This is a genomic window from Cohnella mopanensis, assembly GCF_022352055.1.
In the GTDB taxonomy this organism is placed as follows: Bacteria; Bacillota; Bacilli; order Paenibacillales; family Paenibacillaceae; genus Cohnella; species Cohnella mopanensis.
Map to the genome: position 1 here is coordinate 1 of NZ_JAKRWM010000016.1, position 18,368 is coordinate 18,368.

Genomic DNA, 18,368 nt, shown 5'->3' on the forward strand with positions numbered 1-18,368 from the left:
TTATGCGACGATAGAAAGAGCCCGAAGTGTAACTCCTCGCTCATAGTCGCAAAATGCGACGATAGAGAGAGCCAGCAGAGTAACTCCTCACTCATAGTCGCAATATGCGACGATAGAGAGAGCCGGCAGAGTAACTCTTCGCTCATTGTCGCAAAATGTGACGATAGGAAGGGCGCGCAGAGTTACTCCTCGCTCATAGTCGCATAATACGACGATAGAGTGTGCGAGCAGAGTAACTCCTCACTCATAGTCGCAATATGCGACGATAGAGAGAGCCGGCAGAGTAACTCCTCACTCATAGTCGCAAAATGCGACGATCACTTGAGTCAATCCAGATATTTTTCTAGAGATTAGGAAACTACCTTTGAAAGAAATGCTTTATTTAGTCTGTAACTACAGATACGCCTGACATCAGTTCTAGTAGGAATCAATAACTCTTTCCGAACTAAAGACTGGATATGTCTCATAACAGTGGTACGATGCACCCCAAGTTGTTTGGCAGCAAAAGTGGGTGTGATTGGTGTAGATAGAGAAGCGGCTAGTATAATAATAGCTTGCTCAATAGTCGACAGTTTCATATCTATTCTCGAAGAGCTGCCCCCTAACTTCCCAAGGAGCTGTTGGATGATTTGTTGGCAAACGCGAGGCCGTTCAATGAGATCATCGTAGGAAAACCGAAGCACATACCAGCCATCGATCATTAAATGGTTCTGACGCATTAAATGGTCTGCAAACTGAGATCTGCTTAGGTCTCTCCAATGCGTTCCAAAGCCATCAATTTCAATGCAAATTTGATATCCTTCGGTAATATAAGCGAAGTCGAGATATCTCCAGCCGTCTTTGAAGTCTTTAATTTCGTATTCCGCATGTAAATGCGTAAACTGTCCAAAGGCAGGCCACCAGACTTGCTTGACAAACATTTTCTCGGCATGATTCGTGGAAATGGATAATCGTCTCTTGCGTTCACCTTTGCTTGCCGCGCGTAACTTGTTCATCCATACTTCATATGCTTGAGCCAATTGATCGGACATCTGGATCTCATTCGTCATTGTCAGCTTCATACCTCTCACCTTTTCTAATGGGATAAAAAACAAATGCCGCCCAAACCGGAATGTATCCGGAAAGAGCGGCGTGTGCTTCACGACCGTGACGTTATAGGTTGTGACCATAAAATAACACAAAGAAATCGGTTTTTTCAAGAGATACATATAAATTTGATTAACTAACCCCGCCCCCAGGCGAGCATTTTGCGTTGGAATTCTTTAGGCGAGCAGCCGTTGAAACGCTTGAACATTTTGTAGAAGTGGGCCATGTTTGCCATTCCGATCTGGTCGCCCACCTCGCTAACGCTCATATCGCGGGTCAGGAGGAGCTGCTCGGCTCGTTTGATTTTGCGGAAATTGACGTATTCGGTGAAGGAGAAGCCCATGATCTTCTTGAAAAACTTCACGAAGTAATAGTAGCTCATATTAGCCAATTTGCATGCGTCTTCTACCGTAATTCGATCTTCTATGTTGGACTCGACGAAATCCAGAACCGGCTTGAGACGAATGCGTTCGACCCGGTCTTGGTCAGCGAGCAACCCGCGATTGTCATTGCGAATGAGAATAAGAAGCAACTTCTTGATCAGCATATTTACCGCAAGCTCGTAACCGCTTTCTTTATTCAGAGCTTCTTGGTGAATTTGGCGAATACAATCGGCGGCGGCATAGCGGGCTTCTACATTGTCGCGAAAAATGTAGTTCATGGCGCTTAGCGGTACTTTGGTTTCATTAAAATATTGCAAATAGGGAATCGTACTTTGGTCAAAATAATTGTTCAAATCAAACTGAAGCACGATATAATCGAGTGTTCCACCGGGATTGCGGTCGCGGTGAAGCTGTGAGTTGCCGAGAATCACGATATCCCCAGCCTGCATGGCATAGGACTCGTCGCTGAGATCTACGTTAAGATTGCCACTCTGGACAAGTAATAACTCGCATTCGGGGTGATAGTGCCATGTTATGCTGCCCGCGTCATTACGCGTAGTTTGCCAGATCTTCAAGGATAGCAAAGGATTCTCGTATTCGATTTTCTCTCTGACTGCCTGCACCAACTCATCCCCTAACTCCCGTATATGACAAAATCACATAAAATCCTCGCACCTGAGCGGATGGGATTTCTATTGAATTGTGATACACTAATTGTAGAATGAATCCTGATAACTCGCAAGGAGGACAAGCATTTTGACAAAAGTTAACGTAGGGATGATCGGATGCGGCGGTATTGCGATGGGGAAACATTTGCCGGCACTCGCCAAAATCCCAGAAGCGCAAGTAGTCGCTTTTTTCGATGTGGCACCGGACAGAGCGCATGATGCGAAAAATAAATTCGGAACTCATGACGCCAGAGTCTATCACGATGTCTATGAATTGCTACGAGACCAGGATGTACATGTCGTGCATGTCTGCACCCCTAACGATACTCATGCGGAAATCTCGATCGCGGCGCTCGAAGCCGGCAAACACGTGTTGTGCGAGAAGCCTATGGCCAAGACGGCAGAGGATGCCAGACGCATGTTGGAAACGTCGCAAAGAACGGGCAAGAAGCTGAGCATCGCTTATCAGAACCGATTCCGCGCGGACAGCCAGTGGCTTCATCAAGCTTGTCGCGCAGGCGATCTCGGCGAGATCTATGTAGCTAAAGCGCACGCGGTTCGCCGTCGGGCGGTGCCGACATGGGGAGTATTCCTAGACCTGGAGAAGCAAGGCGGAGGTCCGCTTATCGATATCGGAACGCACGCGCTGGATCTCGCATTGTGGATGATGGATAACTATGAACCGAGAACGGTGTTGGGCACGTCTTACCGTAAGCTAGCCGAGCAAGGAAGCCAGGCTAATCTATGGGGGAACTGGGATCCGTCCAAGTTCACCGTCGAAGATTCCGCTTTCGCAATGATCACGATGAAGAGCGGTGCAACGGTATGGCTGGAGTCCAGTTGGGCGCTGAATACGCTCGACGTGGATGAAGCGAAAGTATCCCTCTGCGGTACGAAAGCCGGAGCGGATATGAAGAAGGGCTTGAGAGTCAACGGCGAAGAGCATGGCCGTCTCTATACGCAAGAAATTCAAATGTCTGGAGATTTCGGCGGCAATCCTCTGCCGGACGATGCTGCCGAACAGGAAGCACGCGCTTGGATCGAAGCGATCCTGCATGATCGGGAGCCAGTGGTTACGGCCAAGCAAGCTTTGGTCGTCCAAGAAATTTTGGAAGCCGTATACGAGTCTGCTAGCAAAGGGCAAGCCATTAGCTTTGTCTAAACGTACAACAAACAATAAAACAGTGTCTAGTGTTGGACTTGAGCCAACTTCTAGGTCACTGTTTTATTGTTTTGCTGAGGGAAAAGGGAGTTAGGTATTCAATTGAATTTCTATCGCTCAATTTTGCTTACGGAATTTCCCTGGAGAATGGCCTGTCATTTTACTGAATAGCAGATTAAAGTAGTTTGCATTCGGGTAACCGACTTGTTGGGCGATATCACGAACGGAATGATTGGTGTCGATAAGAAGGCGTTTTGCCTCATCGATTCGGCATTTAATCAAGTACTGAATAGGCGACATGCCGACATCCTCTTTGAACACGTGGGCTAGATGATAAGGACTTACGAAGACAAGCTGGGCTAAATCGCTTAAAGAAAGCTCTAGATGATAATTTCGCTCAATGTAACCCCTTACATTTTGCGCAAGACTAATAGCGGTCTCATTATTCGGGGAACGAGCCGTTTCTGGAACAACTGGAGAGGGTTCAACTAGCGGAATGTGTTCTTTAAGGGAATCCATCTCTCTAAGAAAATGGATAAGTAAAGTTTGTAGTAAGGAAGAAATGACTTCTTGGCTCCCGAGCTGAGGGTTGCGAGCCTCGTGAAGCATATCTTCCAATATTCGATTAATTCGTATGTTGAGGGGTTCGACTGGAATGACAAAAGGCTTCTCAAGCCTAGATAATAAACCTGTTACCAATCCTTGTACTTGAAGGCCTGTCACGTAAAAAACGACGGCTCGAATGGGTTGTCCTGTTGAGGGCCGAAGCGTCACTTCAGCGTTCGGAGGGACGAACAAGAACGCTCCTTCCGTTATCGGTAATCGACAATGGATGGAACACGCTTCTCCGGTACCCGATCGGAGCCATAATATACAAGAACGGTCTCCCGCTATTAAAGGGAGAGGATCTATCCCGGTCCAGTCGCACCAACTTGCCAATAGTGGTATTTCCTGAAGTATCGAGGGCTTGTTCATCGCAAAAAAACACTTCCCCCCTTTGAAACGAATTATGTATGATAAGGTAAGAAAATACAATATGATTCACGAGACACCGCAAGAATGTGAATAAATAGCGCCAATAACCGCAAGATCATTCATTTTCCCATACCGTAGTTATCTTCTAAACTAAGATATAGGGGTTTTCCCAAAGGAGTGTGACTCCGTGCTGTTGCAAATGAAAGGAATAACCAAGTCGTTCTATGGGGTCCAAGTACTCGATAATATCGATTTTGAGCTGCGTCCTGGGGAAGTTCATGCATTAGTAGGGGAAAATGGTGCCGGAAAATCCACTTTGGCAAAGTTAATTTCAGGTGTTCATCGTCCAGATGACGGTTACATGGTCGTCAATGGTAAGCCCGTCCCTCTGTTTTCCCCCATTGAAGCTCAGCGGATGGGAATCTCGATGATCTATCAGGAATCGTGCCTAGTTCCTGAAATGAGTATCGCTGAGAATGTGTTTCTAGGATCCGAACCGCGATGGCTCGGTTTGTTCTCGAACATGATGAAGATGAAACGGGAAACGAAGAGCATTCTAAGATTGCTAGGTATGCCCCTCCATCCGAATACGAAAGTGAAAGATCTTTCTATGAGCGAGCATCATATTGTGGCAATTGCCAAAGCGTTATCCTTAAAGGCGAACATCTTCGTCATGGATGAGCCAACTGCTTCCTTATCCGATTCGGAAAGAATTCGTTTGTTTGGGATGATTCGACGATTTAAGGCAAATGGAGTTGGAATCGTTTACATTACCCATCGGTTAAACGAAATATTTGAAATATGCGACCGAGTGACAGTACTCCGAGACGGCAAGAAGGTTCTTACCAGCAACGTGAACGAGCTATCCGAGAAGGAATTAGTTAAACAGATGGTTGGACGGGAGCTTACGCAAATCTTTCCACCGATATCGGAACCGACGGGCGTTGAGTTGCTCAGAGTGGAAAATCTGACACGCAAGCCATGGTTTGAGAAGATCGATTTCAAGCTCAATGAGGGCGAGATTCTCGGAATTACCGGCTTGATGGGTTCAGGGACGGAAGGGCTTGCCAAGACGATATTCGGGGAGGTTAAGCCGGAGTCAGGGAAAGTGTATTGGCATCGGCAACCGATTCAGCTGTCTACCCCGCGGCAGGCGATCGATACTGGCTTTGGTTATGTGAATAGGGACCGTATCGAATCGGGATTATTCATGGATATGAACGTATACCACAACTTAACGATCGCAAGCTTGAAGAAGATTCATCGCTATCATCTTGTTCACGAGCAGCAGGAACACCATAAAGCTTTGGACGCCATCATTCAATTAGATATTAAGACACATGATCCGGAGCAAGAGATTAAATTTTTAAGCGGGGGCAATCAACAGAAGGTTATGCTTGGCAAATGGCTGGTGGCGGAAAGCGATTTGTATATTCTGGACGAGCCAACGAGAGGGATTGACGTCGCATCGAAGAGCGAGCTTTACGTATTGCTGCACGAGCTGGTTAATGAAGGCAAGGGGATGATCGTTATCTCTTCCGATATGTCCGAGCTGATTGGCTTATGTAATCGGATTTTGGTTATGCATGAAGGTAGGATAGTGAATGAAATCACTCATGAGGAAGCGACTCAGGAACGGATTTTGCAAGCGGCTTCGGGAATTCGGGGCTAGTCGGCCAGGGGGAAACCAATGCAGCAGCCAACATTCGTGACTACGGAAAGATATCAAAGATGGTTCTCGCGAAACAAAATTTTCGTGACACTTATTATTCTTGTATTCTTGGCATCCATCACGAGTGATTACTTCTGGACCTGGAATAACATCATGAATGTCTTCCGCCAAGCATCGGTTATCGGGATGATCGCTTTAGGGGTTCATTTCGTCGTGTTAATCGGCAAGCTGGATTTATCGGTAGGCTCGATTCTCGTCTTCTCTGGAGCTATTATCCTATGGGGACAGAACCTATTCAACTTCGATATTCCCGGCTCATTCCTGTTAGGTGCAATATCGGGTATATTGCTCGGAAGCTTGAATGGCATAATCGTTACTTATGGAAGGGTTCCCTCCTTCATCACGACGTTAGGAACGATGTTCATCTACCGATATTTCATGATGTGGGTAGCGGATGCAGGTGCAATATCGGGTAGCCGAATCAGTCATACTTTTCTTGGGCACGGCTATTGGCTAGGTATTCCGGTTGTTGTCTTTCCTCTCATTCTGGCAGCAATCTCTGCACATTTCCTACTCTCCCGTACATTGTTTGGACGATATATTTATGCCGTCGGACAAAATCCCCGCGCCGCGTACAGCTCGGGAGCCAATATCCGCATGGTGACGGTAATCGCCTTCGCCCTCAGCGGTATGGCAGCCGGATTGGGCGCCGTACTTGAAACGGCTAGGTTAAATTCAATCTCCACCGCAAATTCCGGTGTATATTATGAGCTGGATGCGATTGCGGCCGTTGTTCTAGGAGGAGCCTCGCTAAGGGGGGGCAAAGGGACGATACTAGGTACCGTATCAGGCGTATTGATGTTTTCCATCCTTAATAACTATATGAACTTGCAAAATGTTTCTACTTATTTGCAAGGAGTGCTCAAGGGGTTGCTCATCTTCCTTGTGCTCTACCGCCAGAATCGCCTTCGGGAAGAATAATTCCCGGAGGTTTTTTCTATAGTACGCGCAAATTAGTTATACAAATCTCAGGCTGCCGCAAGAATGTGTAGCCCATAAGCGCAATTTAGTTGATTGTAGAAGGTTTCCATTTTTTTTAGGATGAATGTAGTAGAACCGAAAGAAAGCAGGTGCCGCAAATGATTTTGGAAATGAAGGGAATTACCAAAACCTTTTACGGAGTGAAAGCGCTTCAAGATGTTTCCTTCGAGCTACGCAAAGGCGAGGTACACGCGCTTGTCGGGGAGAATGGCGCAGGAAAGTCAACGTTAATGAAAGTATTGGCGGGCATTCATGTACCCGATAAGGGAGCCATTGAACTGAAGGGTAAAGCCGTACATATCGGTTCTCCGCATCTATCCCAGAAGCTAGGGATCTCCATCATTCACCAGGAGCTAAACTTAGTTCCGCATATGTCGGTCGCGGAAAATATCTTTCTGGGACGAGAACAGAAGGTAGCGGGGCTGTTCTCGAATTTCAAAGGTATGATCGGGCAAACGAAGCAATTGTTAGATCAGTTCGGATTAAAGCTGAATCCGTCGGAGCCCATCTATAATCTGAGCATTGGGGAACGACAAATCGTAGAAATCGCAAAGGCACTTTCTATGAAAAGCGAAATTATGATTATGGATGAACCGACAGCCGTGTTGGAGGAGAGTGAAGCGAACCAATTGTTCACATTGATACGGCGGTTTAAGGAGCAAGGCGTATCGATCATTTATATCTCCCACCGTCTGCATGAACTAAAAGGGATCTGCGATAGAATTACGGTTTTGCGTGATGGTCAGAATGTGACCACGCGGAGCCTTGAAGGATTGGCCGAGAGGGACATTGCTAACCTCATGGTCGGCAGAGAGTTGAAGGAGATGTATCCTGCACGGCCTGAACGATTCGGAGACGAGCTTCTTAAAGTTGAAGGTCTCACACTCGCCCCTCATTTCGAGGATATCCATTTTCATGTTAAACGTGGAGAAATTATCGGTTTTGCTGGATTAATCGGGGCTGGAAGAACGGAGCTTATGCGTACTCTGTTCGGAGATTGGAAAGCTCAGAGCGGAACTGTGGTATGGAAGGGCGAACCGATTCGAATCCGTAATCCACTCGATGCCGTAAAGCTGGGATTCGGATTCGCTACGGAGGATCGCAAGGGATCGGGACTGTTGATGGAGATGAATGTGGCACAGAACATGACTCTTTCTAATCCTGCCAAGGTGAGTCGTTGGAACCTGATCCGAAGGAAGAGCGAAATCAAGGTCGTGCGCGATAAAATTCAAGAGCTGAATATTAAAGCAAAAGCACTGAATGGTCCCGTCAAGAACTTAAGCGGCGGCAATCAACAGAAGGTCGTCATAGCGAAGTGGCTCGTTTCGGATTCAGAGTTGTTCATCATGGACGAACCTACTAGGGGAATCGACGTTGGTGCCAGAAGCGAGATCTACAATCTGATCGTTAGGTTCGCAACGGAAGGAAAAGCGGTAATTGTCATCTCGTCGGAATTACCTGAATTGCTTGGACTATGTAATCGAATATACGTCATGCATCGTGGTCGTCTAAAGGGCGAAATTCATGAAAGTGACGCGAATGAACAAAACATTATGGCTATGGCAACTGGTCTTTAATTACAAAGGGGGAACTACCCGATGTCCCAAGTGGCAACGGATTTCGAATCTAAAAATCCATCTGCAGGAATGCGATGGGGGAAATACTTGTGGGATCAATATAGCGTTATCTTTGCGTTTCTCGTACTAGTTGCGCTTGCAGCGATATTAAACGAGCATTTTCTAGACATCGGCAATATCACCAATGTGCTCAGACAAGTGTCAATCGTAGGCATACTGTCACTAGGAATGACCTTCGTTATTATTCTTGGGGGCATTGATTTGTCCGTGGGTTCTGTGCTTGCCTTTTCAGGTACGGTCATCATGGCTGCACAGGTTACCTATGAGCTGCCGATCTGGATTTCAATAGTGCTAGGTTTGGTTGCGGGGGCTTTACTCGGAGTCATTAACGGCTTGGTTATCACTTACGGTAAAATAACGGCGTTTATAGCGACGCTAGCGATGATGACGATCGCGCGTTCCTTAGCACTCTATTATGCAGATGCAGGAGCGATCTCAGGTTTCGATTCGAGCTATAGCAAGATCGGAAATGAATATTTAGCAGGAGTTCCAATTCCTGTAATTATATTTGGACTCATATTCCTACTTAGCTATATCGTGCTTGAGAAGACGGTGTTCGGCCGCCATATTTACGCGGTTGGAGGCAATACTCAAGCCGCTCGGCTGTCCGCGATTTCAGTCTTTAGGGTAACTATTATCTCTTATCTTATTTGTGGGTTAACTGCAGCGATCGGCGCCGTCATCGAAACGTCGCGACTGAATTCCATCAGTACGTCTAGCTCTGGCCATATGTATGAGTTGGACGCGATTGCCGCTGTAATCATAGGTGGGACTAGCCTTTCCGGAGGGCGGGGTCGCATCGTTGGCACATTGTTCGGGGTACTGATCCTCGGGGTTCTAAGCAATATAATGAACCTTCTTAACATTTCACCTTATTTACAGGGGGTGGTTAAAGGCTTAATCATCATCGCAGCAGTTCTGCTTCAGAAGCGAGATTAATCGACCTACTAAGTTGTTTGTTCAAGTATGACATTAAAACCAATGGGAGGGTCATTTCGATATGAGAAGAAAGTCGCTAGTATCTTTAGTATTTGTTCTTGCATTCGCTGTTGTATTATCGGCTTGTAATAGTGGAAACAAGACTGAAAGTCCCAAAGCGAGTAACTCAGCAAGCCCGGACGCAAGCGCGTCGGGAGGAACGGGGAACGCAGCCGGTGGCAACTACACGATCGGCATCTCGCTTCCTGCGGCCGATCATGGTTGGATGGGCGCACTGATTGGAAATGCTAAAGCAGAGGCGGATAAGCATGAGAACATCAAATCTATTGTGTACACAGCGAAAGATCCGGCTAAACAAACGTCGGACATTGAGGATTTGATTACTAAAAAAGTCGATGCTATCGTTATGTTGCCCATCGAATCTGCAGCGCTAACACCTGCCGCAGAGAAGGTAGCGAAAGCAGGTATTCCGCTTATTGTAATTGATCGTGCAGTCAATTCGGAAAGCTATCGCTTGTACGTTGGCGGAGACAACTACGGAATTGGCTACGGGGATGCCAAGTATTTGGTCGACGATCTGATCAAACGTAAGGGGAAAGCGGCTGGCAAAGTCGTCGAGATTAGCGGCGTTCCGTCTTCTGTAACCGATCTGCGCTCTAAGGGCTTCCGCGATTATATTAAAGATTACCCGGATGTTCAGATCATTGCCTCCCAGCCAGGCGACTTTACCCGCGAGAAAGCTTTGAAGGCGATGGAAAACATTTTACAAGCCAACAAGGAAATCGATGGGGTGTATTCTCAGGATGATGATATGACCGTAGGAATCGTACAAGCGATCAAAGATGCCAAGCGACAAGACGAGATGTTTATCGTCAGCTCAGGCGGTATGCAAGAAATTTACAAGATGATTAAAGAAAAAGCGAAGCCGGAAGTTGTCGTTTCCTTGACGTATTCCCCGACCATGAGCGGAACCGCTGTTAAAATGGCAACATTGATCTTGGAAGGCAAAGGGATTGAAGGCTTCTGGGAGAAGAGCGTTCCGCACCATATCGTGCTAGAAGCAACGCCTGTAACGCCGGCTAACGTGGAAGCGTTCTTGAATCCCGACTCCAAATATTAATACAAAATAAGCTTAATCCGTAAATGAAATTGCGGTAAAACTGCGATAGACTTAAATCTAACGCAAATGGGATTATAAAGGCGAGTCGCCCATGCTGGCGGCTCGCTTTCGCCCATTGTCAAATATGGGTGGAAATAAGTATGCGTTATCATGTAAACTAGAATAAGAATTGAATGAACACGTGTACATATTTGATGTGCATGACCAACAATCGTATCAGAAAGGTTTGGTGGTTAACAAGTGAAAGCAGGAGTATTTGCAGTATTGTTCAGCCAGCAATCATTCGAGCAAGCGCTTGATACCATTAAAGCGGCCGGTCTACAAGCCGTAGAAATCGGAACCGGAGCTTATCCGGGAACCGCGCACGTTAACGCGCAGGACATTGTGAACGACGATGCGGCAATCCGCCGTATTCGCGATGCCGTAGATTCCCGCGGCTTGACGATCAGCGCGCTAAGCTGCCACGGCAATCCGCTTCATCCGGATGCGGCGATCGCCAAATCCCATCATGACGATTTCGTAGCTACCGTCCAATTGGCGGAGAAGCTTGGCGTAGATACCGTAATTACATTCTCGGGATGCCCCGGGGAGTCGGTCAATTCTAAGTACCCATCTTGGGTCACTTGCCCTTGGCCGCCTGATTTCTTGACGGTGCTGGAGTGGCAATGGAACGAGATCGCGATTCCTTATTGGAAAGAGCAGTCCGCATTCCTTCGTAAGCATAACGTCAGAGTGGCGATCGAAGCTCATCCGGGCTTCCTCGTATACAACACCGAGACGGCATTGCGTCTTCGGGAAGAAGCGGGAGATAATATCGGAGTTAACTTCGATCCTTCCCACTTGTTCTGGCAAGGCATGGATCCGATCGAGTGCGTTAAAGCGCTTGGAAAATCCATTTACCATGTGCATGCTAAGGATACGAAGATCGACAAACGCAACACGGCGCTGAACGGCGTTCTCGATACGAAGCATTACGGCGACATTATGAACCGCTCCTTCGTGTTCCGCACGGTCGGTTACGGACATGACGATGAGTTCTGGAAAGATCTCGTCAGCACGTTGCGCCTCGTTGGATACGAGGGCACGATCAGCATCGAGCACGAAGATGGCTTAATGAGCGTCAACGAAGGCTTCACTAAAGCGGCTAGCTTCCTCAACTCACTCATCTTGAAGGAAAGCGCGGGTGAAATGTGGTGGGCGTAAACAAGAAAAAAATCAACGTAGGCATGGTCGGTTACAAATTTATGGGTAAAGCCCACAGCCATGCTTACAAAGACGTAGGAATGTTCTTCGATCCGGCGGCGGATGTCGTCATGAAAGCGATTTGCGGGCGCGACGAGAACGGCGTCAAGGAAGCGGCCGACAAGTTCGGCTGGGAATCTTACGAGACGGATTGGCGGAAAATGATTGCTCGCGAAGATATCGACTTCGTGGATATCAACGCTCCGAGCGATGCGCATAAGGAGATTACGCTTGCGGCTATCGCTGCAGGGAAACACGTATTCTGCGAAAAGCCTCTGGCGCTTAACCTAGCGGATGGACGCGAGATGTTAGCCGCGGCGGAGAAAGCGGGCGTCAAGCACGCGATCTGCTTTAACTATCGCTTTTTGCCTGCCGTTCAATTAGCCAAACAAATCATCGATGAAGGCCGCTTAGGCGAAATTCATCACTATCGCGCGACCTACTTGCAAGATTGGCTCGTCGATCCGAATACTCCGCTCGCTTGGCGGTTGAAGAAGGAAGTCGCGGGCTCCGGCGCGCACGGAGATATTAACGCGCACAGTATCGACCTTGCCCGGTTCTTGATCGGGGAATTCGATCGTGTTGTCGGACATAACCGGACTTTCGTTAAGGAACGTCCGATCCTTACGGAATCATCCGGGCTCACGGGATCCGGTTCCGCAACGGAGAAGGGCGAAGTTACCGTCGACGATGCTACGGGATTTTTGGCCGACTTCAAGAACGGCGCGATGGGGATGTTCGTCGCTTCCCGTTTTGCGGCTGGCCGCAAAAACCATAATACGTTCGAAATTCACGGAAGCAAAGGCTCCATCCGCTGGGATCTCGAGAAGCTTAATGAGCTTGAAGTGTATTTCCGCGAAGACGAGCCGAATTTGGCAGGCTTCCGCCGCATTATGGCGACGGAACCGTCGCACAAATACGCGGGCAACTGGTGGCCGACGGGACACATTATCGGTTACGAGCATGCATTCGTTCATATCGTGTATGAATTCGTACAGCATATGACAACCAATTCTCCGTTCACGCCAACGTTCCTAGACGGCGTGAAATGCCAAGAAGTGCTGGAAGCGGTAGATCTGTCGATCGAACGCGGCGCTTGGGTCAACGTTGACGAGGTATAATCCGCTCTAATCAAATAAGCCTGCTTATCGTATGGATATCACACGATAAGCAGGCTTATTTTTTTGTGCGTATTGTCGATAGCTTATTTGCCGTAAATCAAGCTGAAAATAATTTTCGCGTTATCCGTGTTGTCGATGAGTCCGGCGAACTTCTCTTTGCCCGGACCGAAAGCGTATACCGGAACATCTTCTCCGGTATGTCCGCCCGTTGTCCAACCTGTAAACGAACGAACGTTAAAGATAGCCTCGATTGCATTGTCGATCTTCGTTACATCCTTGCTCGCCGCTTCATCGACGACGGACTTGATTTCTTCGGCCGTCAAATCTAAGTTAATATACTTTTTCAGCGTTGCCGCAGCATCGGCGCCCGCAACGATCTCGGCTGCCATGAAATCAGGAGTGCGTTTAGCGGCTTTAATCGGAGAAACATCGAAATTGTATTCGCCGTTTGCGCCGATGGATAAGCCGCCTGTTGAATGGTCGGCAGTCGCAACGACTAACGTATGACCGTCTTTCTTAGCGAAATCGATCGCTTCTTTGAATGCTTTCTCGAAATCGGCCATCTCGCTCATGGCTGCTACGATGTCGTTATCATGGCCGGCCCAGTCGATCTGGCTTCCTTCCACCATTAAGAAAAAGCCGTTTTTATTCGTGCTGAGACGTTGGATCGCTGCTTTCGTCATCTCTTGTAGCGAAGGAGTCTTATCGTTACGATCGATAGCCTTATCCAATCCGCCTGGAGCGAATAAGCCGAGGATTTGTTTGTTCGTGTCTTTCAATAAGCTTTCGCGGTCGGTTACATAGCTGTAGCCGTCTTTTTTGAATTCATCCGTTAAGTTTCTGTCTTTACGAACGAAGTTATTCAATCCACCGCCGAGCAGGACGTCGATCTTATGTTTCTTATTGATCCGATCATCGAAATAATCGTTGGCGATCGCATCCATGTTCTTACGGTTAATGTCGTGTGCGCCGTAAGCTGCCGGAGTGGCATGCGTAATTTCCGAGGTGGCGACCAAGCCCGTGGACTTGCCCTTTTCTTTGGCTGCTTCAAGCACCGTTTTGACATCATTTTGCTTAGTATCGACGGCGATTGCCGCATTATAAGTTTTGACACCTGCAGACATGGCCGTAGCAGCGGAAGCAGAGTCGGTAATATTTTGATGCTCGTCATCCGGGTATGTCATTTGCGCTCCTACCAGATATTTATCGAATTCCGTTTTTTCTTTTACGGGTGTTTTAGGATTGTCTTTCATGTAGCGATAAGCCGAAGTGTACGATTGCCCCATACCGTCCCCGATCAGGAAAATTACGTTTTTGACTTTAGGAGTTTCTTCTTTTTTCGCAGTGGCAAAACCTGGCGTTAGACCGGTTGTGAGCGCAGTAATCGCAACGGATGCAACGACTGCGAGCGGGAATGCTTTTTTCGTCATGTTCTTCAATATAATTACCCTCCTTAGTCTTGTGAACCTAAGAATGAGTTTAGAGATTCATTATTACGGGAATATCATCTCGGCATCAATCTATCGTAAAATCATAGGTTTTCCAAACTTTACATTCCGTTAACGAACTTAGAACAAATGGATGACATAAATTTGATAGTTTCTAATAAAGGAAATATTTTCTCATCCCATTCCGAATGAGGTGTTCATATGGCAAGTGCTACAGTTCTCGTTAGAACCGACAATGAATCGCCACTCCAAGTTGAGAAACCCGAATATCAAGCGGTTAAAATCGAAGCTGCCGTGACGGAAATATTTCAGCCTATCGTCGTGAAGGATTGGATGAAAGGTTGTCCGGTCATATCGATGACGATGCAAAGCGATGAATTGGTGGATTTGTTCCGAAGGAAAAAACAGTTCGAATGCGTCGTTGTGTGCGATGAACAGCATCGTCCGATCGGCTTAATTATGAAGGATCGATTTTTCCGGTTGTTGGGCTCTTTATATGGAATGTCGTTATTCGGGCATAGGCCAATCTCCACGCATATGGATCCAATCCCCCTTATCGCCGAGATTTCCATCGAGCCTCAAGAGCTCATCGATCGTGCGCTTTCGCGTTCGGAAGAAACTTTCTACGATGCGGTGCTTCTGACTGAGAGCGGGAAATTCATCGGTATTTTAACGATGAACGATCTGCTAAACGTATCCCGATTGCTGCAACGGGAAGCGGTTAGCCGGCAAATTCGTACGATTAAAGATACCGAATCGATGATCACGAGCATTCATTCTTCCATAGAGGGAGTAACCGAAGCGACGGGCGACACGCAAGCGTGCAGCGAACGGATCGGCGAAATTACCGACGAAGGCCGGGAACAATTAAGCGAGATGCTGCAACTATTCAAGCTCTGGTCTATGAATGCGACGAAGCAAGAGAAGGCGGTGATCGAGCTTACGGAAAGAACGTCCGCAGCGGACGGGATTAGTCGGCTAATCGCGGACCTTGCAGACCAATGTAATCTGCTCGCGGTGAATGCGACGATCGAGGCGGCTAGAGCGGGGGAGCACGGCAAAGGCTTCGGAGTTGTCGCGAATGAAATCCGCACGCTGGCCGACCAGACCAAACAATCCGCAGGCCAGATATCGGGGCTGCTGAGGTCGATGACGGAAGCGGTACAAAGCGCGACCCGGCTAGCGGGAGAAGGCAAGAAAGGGGCGGACAAAGGCTTCGTCCAAGTGAAGAAGACGGAAGATACTTTCGCGCAGTTGTGGAGTTCTTCGGAGCTAAACCAGGAAGCGGCTTCCAGATTAATGGATGCTTCGCGCGATGCAAGAATCCGATCCGATGAAGTTCGCAAGGAGTTTCAGAAGCTCGTCCGGCAAATGAATTGGTAAATTTAACATTTAGCAAACGATTCTTGAACAGACGCTTTACAAACCCGTACTATACTCACACTAGTAAGAAGAATCTACCATAATCAGAAGGGTGATCAGAGTCGATGTTGCTAAAAAAAGCGTCAGCTGTTTCTGTATTAGCGTTGGCAATCGGAGTATCCGCCGTAGGAGCGGCTTCCGCGGCAACTGCAACGAAAGCAAGCGTAGTGCAGGTTACTAGTTCAGCTTACATCGTAAATGGAGTAGCGGTGAACATCAACACGTTCTTCGAGAAGGGGAGAACGCTTGTCTCTCTCCGGGATATCAGCCTAACGCTAGGCGCGAAATTGCAAGTAACCAAGGAAGAAATTCAAGCTAGATTGAACGGACACACGGTACTTCTGAAGAATGACAGCAACCTGATTAATGTAGACGGTGTGGAGCAGAAGCTTAACCTCCCGGTTAAGAGCGTTAAAGGCTCTTCCTATGTGGAATTAAAAGCTTATGTCGAAGCATTAGGGGCTCAATTCGCTAAGGATGCATCCGGAACAATCTGGATCGATGCCAACCTGTTGCCAGACGTGGATCATATTCAATGGGTAGACGCAACTAGATTCATCGCTTCGCAAGAAAACGAAACGGGCCGTTCGGATTATTTGGTCGATGCGCAAACCGGCAAATACTCGAAACTGATTATCTCGTCGGATGCATCGGAATTAGCTGTTGCCCCTGACGGTAAAAAAGCAGCTTACACGAATGCAAACGGAGAAGTTTATGTCATCGAATTCGATAAAATCGTTCCTACTAAAGTAAGCGGCGATACGAGCATCAAACCTGAGTTGGTGTGGTCAGCGGATAGCTCGTCGATCTACTTCCTGCAAGGGGACAAAGGCAGCGTAATCGCCAAGCTGGATCCTTCGATCAGCAAGATTACGAAAATCGTCGACGACAAAGTGGATTATAAAGCGAACTTATCCGTATCCACGGACGGTAACACATTTACTTATACGGTAACGAAGCCAGGCGCAGTCGTGGCGGACAGCTCGAAACCGGTTGAGAGCGACGATGTTGCAATCGACATGAAAGGAACCGAGCCGCAAATCTTCTTGTTCAAGGTCGATCCTTCTGTTAAAGACAATAAAGCCGTACAACTGACGACTTCCGCGGACGACAAAGTGTTCATTCACGCTTCCGCTGATGCTTCAAGCGTATCGTTCGTGAGCGTAAGCAGCGACGATGCAGCAAAATCCACGTTGGTTTCCGTCAGCAAAGACAAAACGCTCAAAACGCTGTTCAGCGATAAAGACGTATACGATGCCGTATTGTCCGGTGGCAAATGGTACTTGCTAACGGAAGGAAACGGAGCAAACAACTTCGTCTACGAGATCGATCCGGCAACAGGCGCAGCGAAACAGCTGTACACGCTTGACGAAACCGTAAGCGAGATCGTCGTTCAAGCAGGAGCTCCGTTCGCCGTCATTAACGATGGCCGCGTATTCCTGGACATTAACGGACATTGGAAACCAACAACCCGATAAGCGGCAGTAACGTAAAACAATCGGTACATTCGAGAGGAGATTTATTTATCCATGAAATTATTCAAAACTTTATCCGTCGCCGCCATGGCGATCGCGCTAGTCACTTCATCTGTATCCGCAGTAAGCGCGGCTAGCTCCCTGAAAGGCACAATCGTCGTTAACGGTTCCTCCGCGCTTCTGCCATTAACGCTGCAAGCGGCAAACGAATTCAAGAAATTGAATCCGAAAGTTAAAATTTCGGCTTCCGCGGCCGGTTCGATTACCGGACCGCAATCCGTCCGCAAGGGCATCGCCGATATCGGCGCGGTAGACTGGGATGCTTCCCAAGACGTACCGGGCTTCAAAAAATTCGACGGCCAAGTCGCGCACAAAGTAGCGGTTATCCCGTTCGCTGCCGTCGCTAACAAAAACGTGAAGGTCGACAACTTGACTACGAAGCAGCTTCAAGACATTTTCTCCGGTAAAGTGACGAACTGGAAAGACGTTGGCGGTTCCGATGCGGACATTATCGTCGTAAACCGTGCATTCGGTTCCGGTACTCGCGTTAATTTCCAGATGAAAGCTTTAGCTGGATCCGATTTCTTAAGCAAAGGCAATAACTACAAAGAAGTTAAATCGAGCGGCGATATGAAAACCGCAGTTGAGACAACTCCTAACGCAATCGGATACATCGATCTCGTATACGTAACTAGCAATATGAAAGCTTTGCAAATCAACGGCGTTGCTCCTTCTGAAACAAACGTCATCAACGGTACTTATAAAGTATGGGGTTACGGTTACTACATGACCAAAGGTCAGCCGGATGGCGCGACTAAAGCGTTCATCGAGTATATTCAAAGCGCGAAATTCCAAAACGGTTCCTTGAAAAAGCTGAAATTCATTCCGATTTCCGCAATCAAGTAATCGCGATAGGGAGTGGCTCCGCTTGGGTACCACTCCCTTCAATAACTACACATTAAGAAAGCGACCAGCAT

General features: G+C 47.7%; 15 protein-coding genes. 11 read left to right on the plus strand and 4 right to left on the minus strand.

The window, feature by feature from the left end:
* Positions 1-350: 350 nt before the first annotated feature.
* Positions 351-1,061 (minus strand): helix-turn-helix domain-containing protein, encoded by a 711-nt coding sequence (locus tag L3D05_RS21130; RefSeq protein WP_239618318.1) that lies wholly within the window; start codon positions 1,059-1,061, stop codon positions 351-353.
* Positions 1,062-1,222: 161 nt separating this feature from the next.
* Positions 1,223-2,092 carry a helix-turn-helix domain-containing protein gene (locus L3D05_RS21135; protein ID WP_239618319.1) on the minus strand — a complete coding sequence of 290 codons (870 nt, stop codon included), beginning with the start codon at positions 2,090-2,092 and terminating at the stop codon, positions 1,223-1,225.
* Positions 2,093-2,246: 154 nt separating this feature from the next.
* Here L3D05_RS21135 and L3D05_RS21140 point away from each other — a divergent pair, with 154 nt between their 5' ends.
* Positions 2,247-3,299 (plus strand): Gfo/Idh/MocA family protein, encoded by a 1,053-nt coding sequence (locus L3D05_RS21140; protein ID WP_439647967.1) that lies wholly within the window; start codon positions 2,247-2,249, stop codon positions 3,297-3,299.
* A gap of 117 nt (positions 3,300-3,416) precedes the next feature.
* Here the strand turns inward: L3D05_RS21140 and L3D05_RS21145 are convergent, their stop codons facing one another.
* On the minus strand, positions 3,417-4,238 hold the full coding sequence (locus L3D05_RS21145; protein WP_239618321.1) for a helix-turn-helix transcriptional regulator: 822 nt from the start codon (positions 4,236-4,238) through the stop codon (positions 3,417-3,419).
* A gap of 223 nt (positions 4,239-4,461) precedes the next feature.
* On the opposite strand from L3D05_RS21145, the gene L3D05_RS21150 reads away from it, so the two are divergent.
* The 7 genes from L3D05_RS21150 to L3D05_RS21180 all read left to right on the plus strand — a co-directional run bounded on the left by L3D05_RS21150 (position 4,462) and on the right by L3D05_RS21180 (position 13,046).
* Positions 4,462-5,946 carry a sugar ABC transporter ATP-binding protein gene (locus L3D05_RS21150; RefSeq protein WP_239618322.1) on the plus strand — a complete coding sequence of 495 codons (1,485 nt, stop codon included), beginning with the start codon at positions 4,462-4,464 and terminating at the stop codon, positions 5,944-5,946.
* An 18-nt stretch (positions 5,947-5,964) separates the two neighbouring features.
* Positions 5,965-6,927 (plus strand): ABC transporter permease, encoded by a 963-nt coding sequence (locus L3D05_RS21155; RefSeq protein ID WP_239618323.1) that lies wholly within the window; start codon positions 5,965-5,967, stop codon positions 6,925-6,927.
* Positions 6,928-7,085: 158 nt separating this feature from the next.
* Positions 7,086-8,564, plus strand: a complete 1,479-nt coding sequence (locus tag L3D05_RS21160) for a sugar ABC transporter ATP-binding protein (protein ID WP_239618324.1) — start codon at positions 7,086-7,088, stop codon at positions 8,562-8,564.
* Between the two features lie 21 nt (positions 8,565-8,585).
* Entirely contained in the window at positions 8,586-9,563 is a 978-nt protein-coding gene (locus L3D05_RS21165; RefSeq protein WP_239618325.1) for an ABC transporter permease, read from the plus strand.
* Between the two features lie 61 nt (positions 9,564-9,624).
* Entirely contained in the window at positions 9,625-10,683 is a 1,059-nt protein-coding gene (locus tag L3D05_RS21170) for a substrate-binding domain-containing protein (RefSeq protein ID WP_239618326.1), read from the plus strand.
* Positions 10,684-10,923: 240 nt separating this feature from the next.
* On the plus strand, positions 10,924-11,886 hold the full coding sequence (locus tag L3D05_RS21175; RefSeq protein ID WP_239618327.1) for a sugar phosphate isomerase/epimerase family protein: 963 nt from the start codon (positions 10,924-10,926) through the stop codon (positions 11,884-11,886).
* Positions 11,887-11,909: 23 nt separating this feature from the next.
* The gene (locus tag L3D05_RS21180; RefSeq protein ID WP_239618412.1) at positions 11,910-13,046 is read left to right on the plus strand and encodes a Gfo/Idh/MocA family protein; all 1,137 of its coding nucleotides are present in this window, start codon (positions 11,910-11,912) and stop codon (positions 13,044-13,046) included.
* 83 nt (positions 13,047-13,129) lie between these two features.
* Here L3D05_RS21180 and L3D05_RS21185 read toward each other — a convergent pair whose 3' ends face one another.
* Entirely contained in the window at positions 13,130-14,476 is a 1,347-nt protein-coding gene (locus tag L3D05_RS21185) for an alkaline phosphatase (protein WP_439647968.1), read from the minus strand.
* Positions 14,477-14,695: 219 nt separating this feature from the next.
* Here L3D05_RS21185 and L3D05_RS26605 point away from each other — a divergent pair, with 219 nt between their 5' ends.
* The 3 genes from L3D05_RS26605 (at position 14,696) to L3D05_RS21200 (ending at position 18,297) form a co-directional block, all read left to right on the plus strand.
* On the plus strand, positions 14,696-15,877 hold the full coding sequence (locus L3D05_RS26605) for a methyl-accepting chemotaxis protein (protein ID WP_305037460.1): 1,182 nt from the start codon (positions 14,696-14,698) through the stop codon (positions 15,875-15,877).
* Positions 15,878-15,981: 104 nt separating this feature from the next.
* Positions 15,982-17,394, plus strand: a complete 1,413-nt coding sequence (locus L3D05_RS21195; protein ID WP_239618331.1) for a copper amine oxidase N-terminal domain-containing protein — start codon at positions 15,982-15,984, stop codon at positions 17,392-17,394.
* Between the two features lie 51 nt (positions 17,395-17,445).
* Complete coding sequence (locus L3D05_RS21200; RefSeq protein WP_239618333.1) at positions 17,446-18,297, plus strand: phosphate ABC transporter substrate-binding protein; 852 nt, start codon at positions 17,446-17,448, stop codon at positions 18,295-18,297.
* Positions 18,298-18,368: the final 71 nt, after the last annotated feature.

Coding starts and splice junctions, on each gene's coding strand:
- L3D05_RS21130 (WP_239618318.1), bottom strand. CDS start 1,061: ATGAAGCTGACAATGACGAATGAGATCCAGATGTCCGATCAATTGGCT.
- L3D05_RS21140 (WP_439647967.1), top strand. CDS start 2,247: ATGATCGGATGCGGCGGTATTGCGATGGGGAAACATTTGCCGGCACTC.
- L3D05_RS21155 (WP_239618323.1), top strand. CDS start 5,965: ATGCAGCAGCCAACATTCGTGACTACGGAAAGATATCAAAGATGGTTC.
- L3D05_RS21160 (WP_239618324.1), top strand. CDS start 7,086: ATGATTTTGGAAATGAAGGGAATTACCAAAACCTTTTACGGAGTGAAA.
- L3D05_RS21165 (WP_239618325.1), top strand. CDS start 8,586: ATGTCCCAAGTGGCAACGGATTTCGAATCTAAAAATCCATCTGCAGGA.
- L3D05_RS21170 (WP_239618326.1), top strand. CDS start 9,625: ATGAGAAGAAAGTCGCTAGTATCTTTAGTATTTGTTCTTGCATTCGCT.
- L3D05_RS21180 (WP_239618412.1), top strand. CDS start 11,910: ATGGTCGGTTACAAATTTATGGGTAAAGCCCACAGCCATGCTTACAAA.
- L3D05_RS21185 (WP_439647968.1), bottom strand. CDS start 14,476: ATGACGAAAAAAGCATTCCCGCTCGCAGTCGTTGCATCCGTTGCGATT.
- L3D05_RS26605 (WP_305037460.1), top strand. CDS start 14,696: ATGGCAAGTGCTACAGTTCTCGTTAGAACCGACAATGAATCGCCACTC.
- L3D05_RS21195 (WP_239618331.1), top strand. CDS start 15,982: ATGTTGCTAAAAAAAGCGTCAGCTGTTTCTGTATTAGCGTTGGCAATC.
- L3D05_RS21200 (WP_239618333.1), top strand. CDS start 17,446: ATGAAATTATTCAAAACTTTATCCGTCGCCGCCATGGCGATCGCGCTA.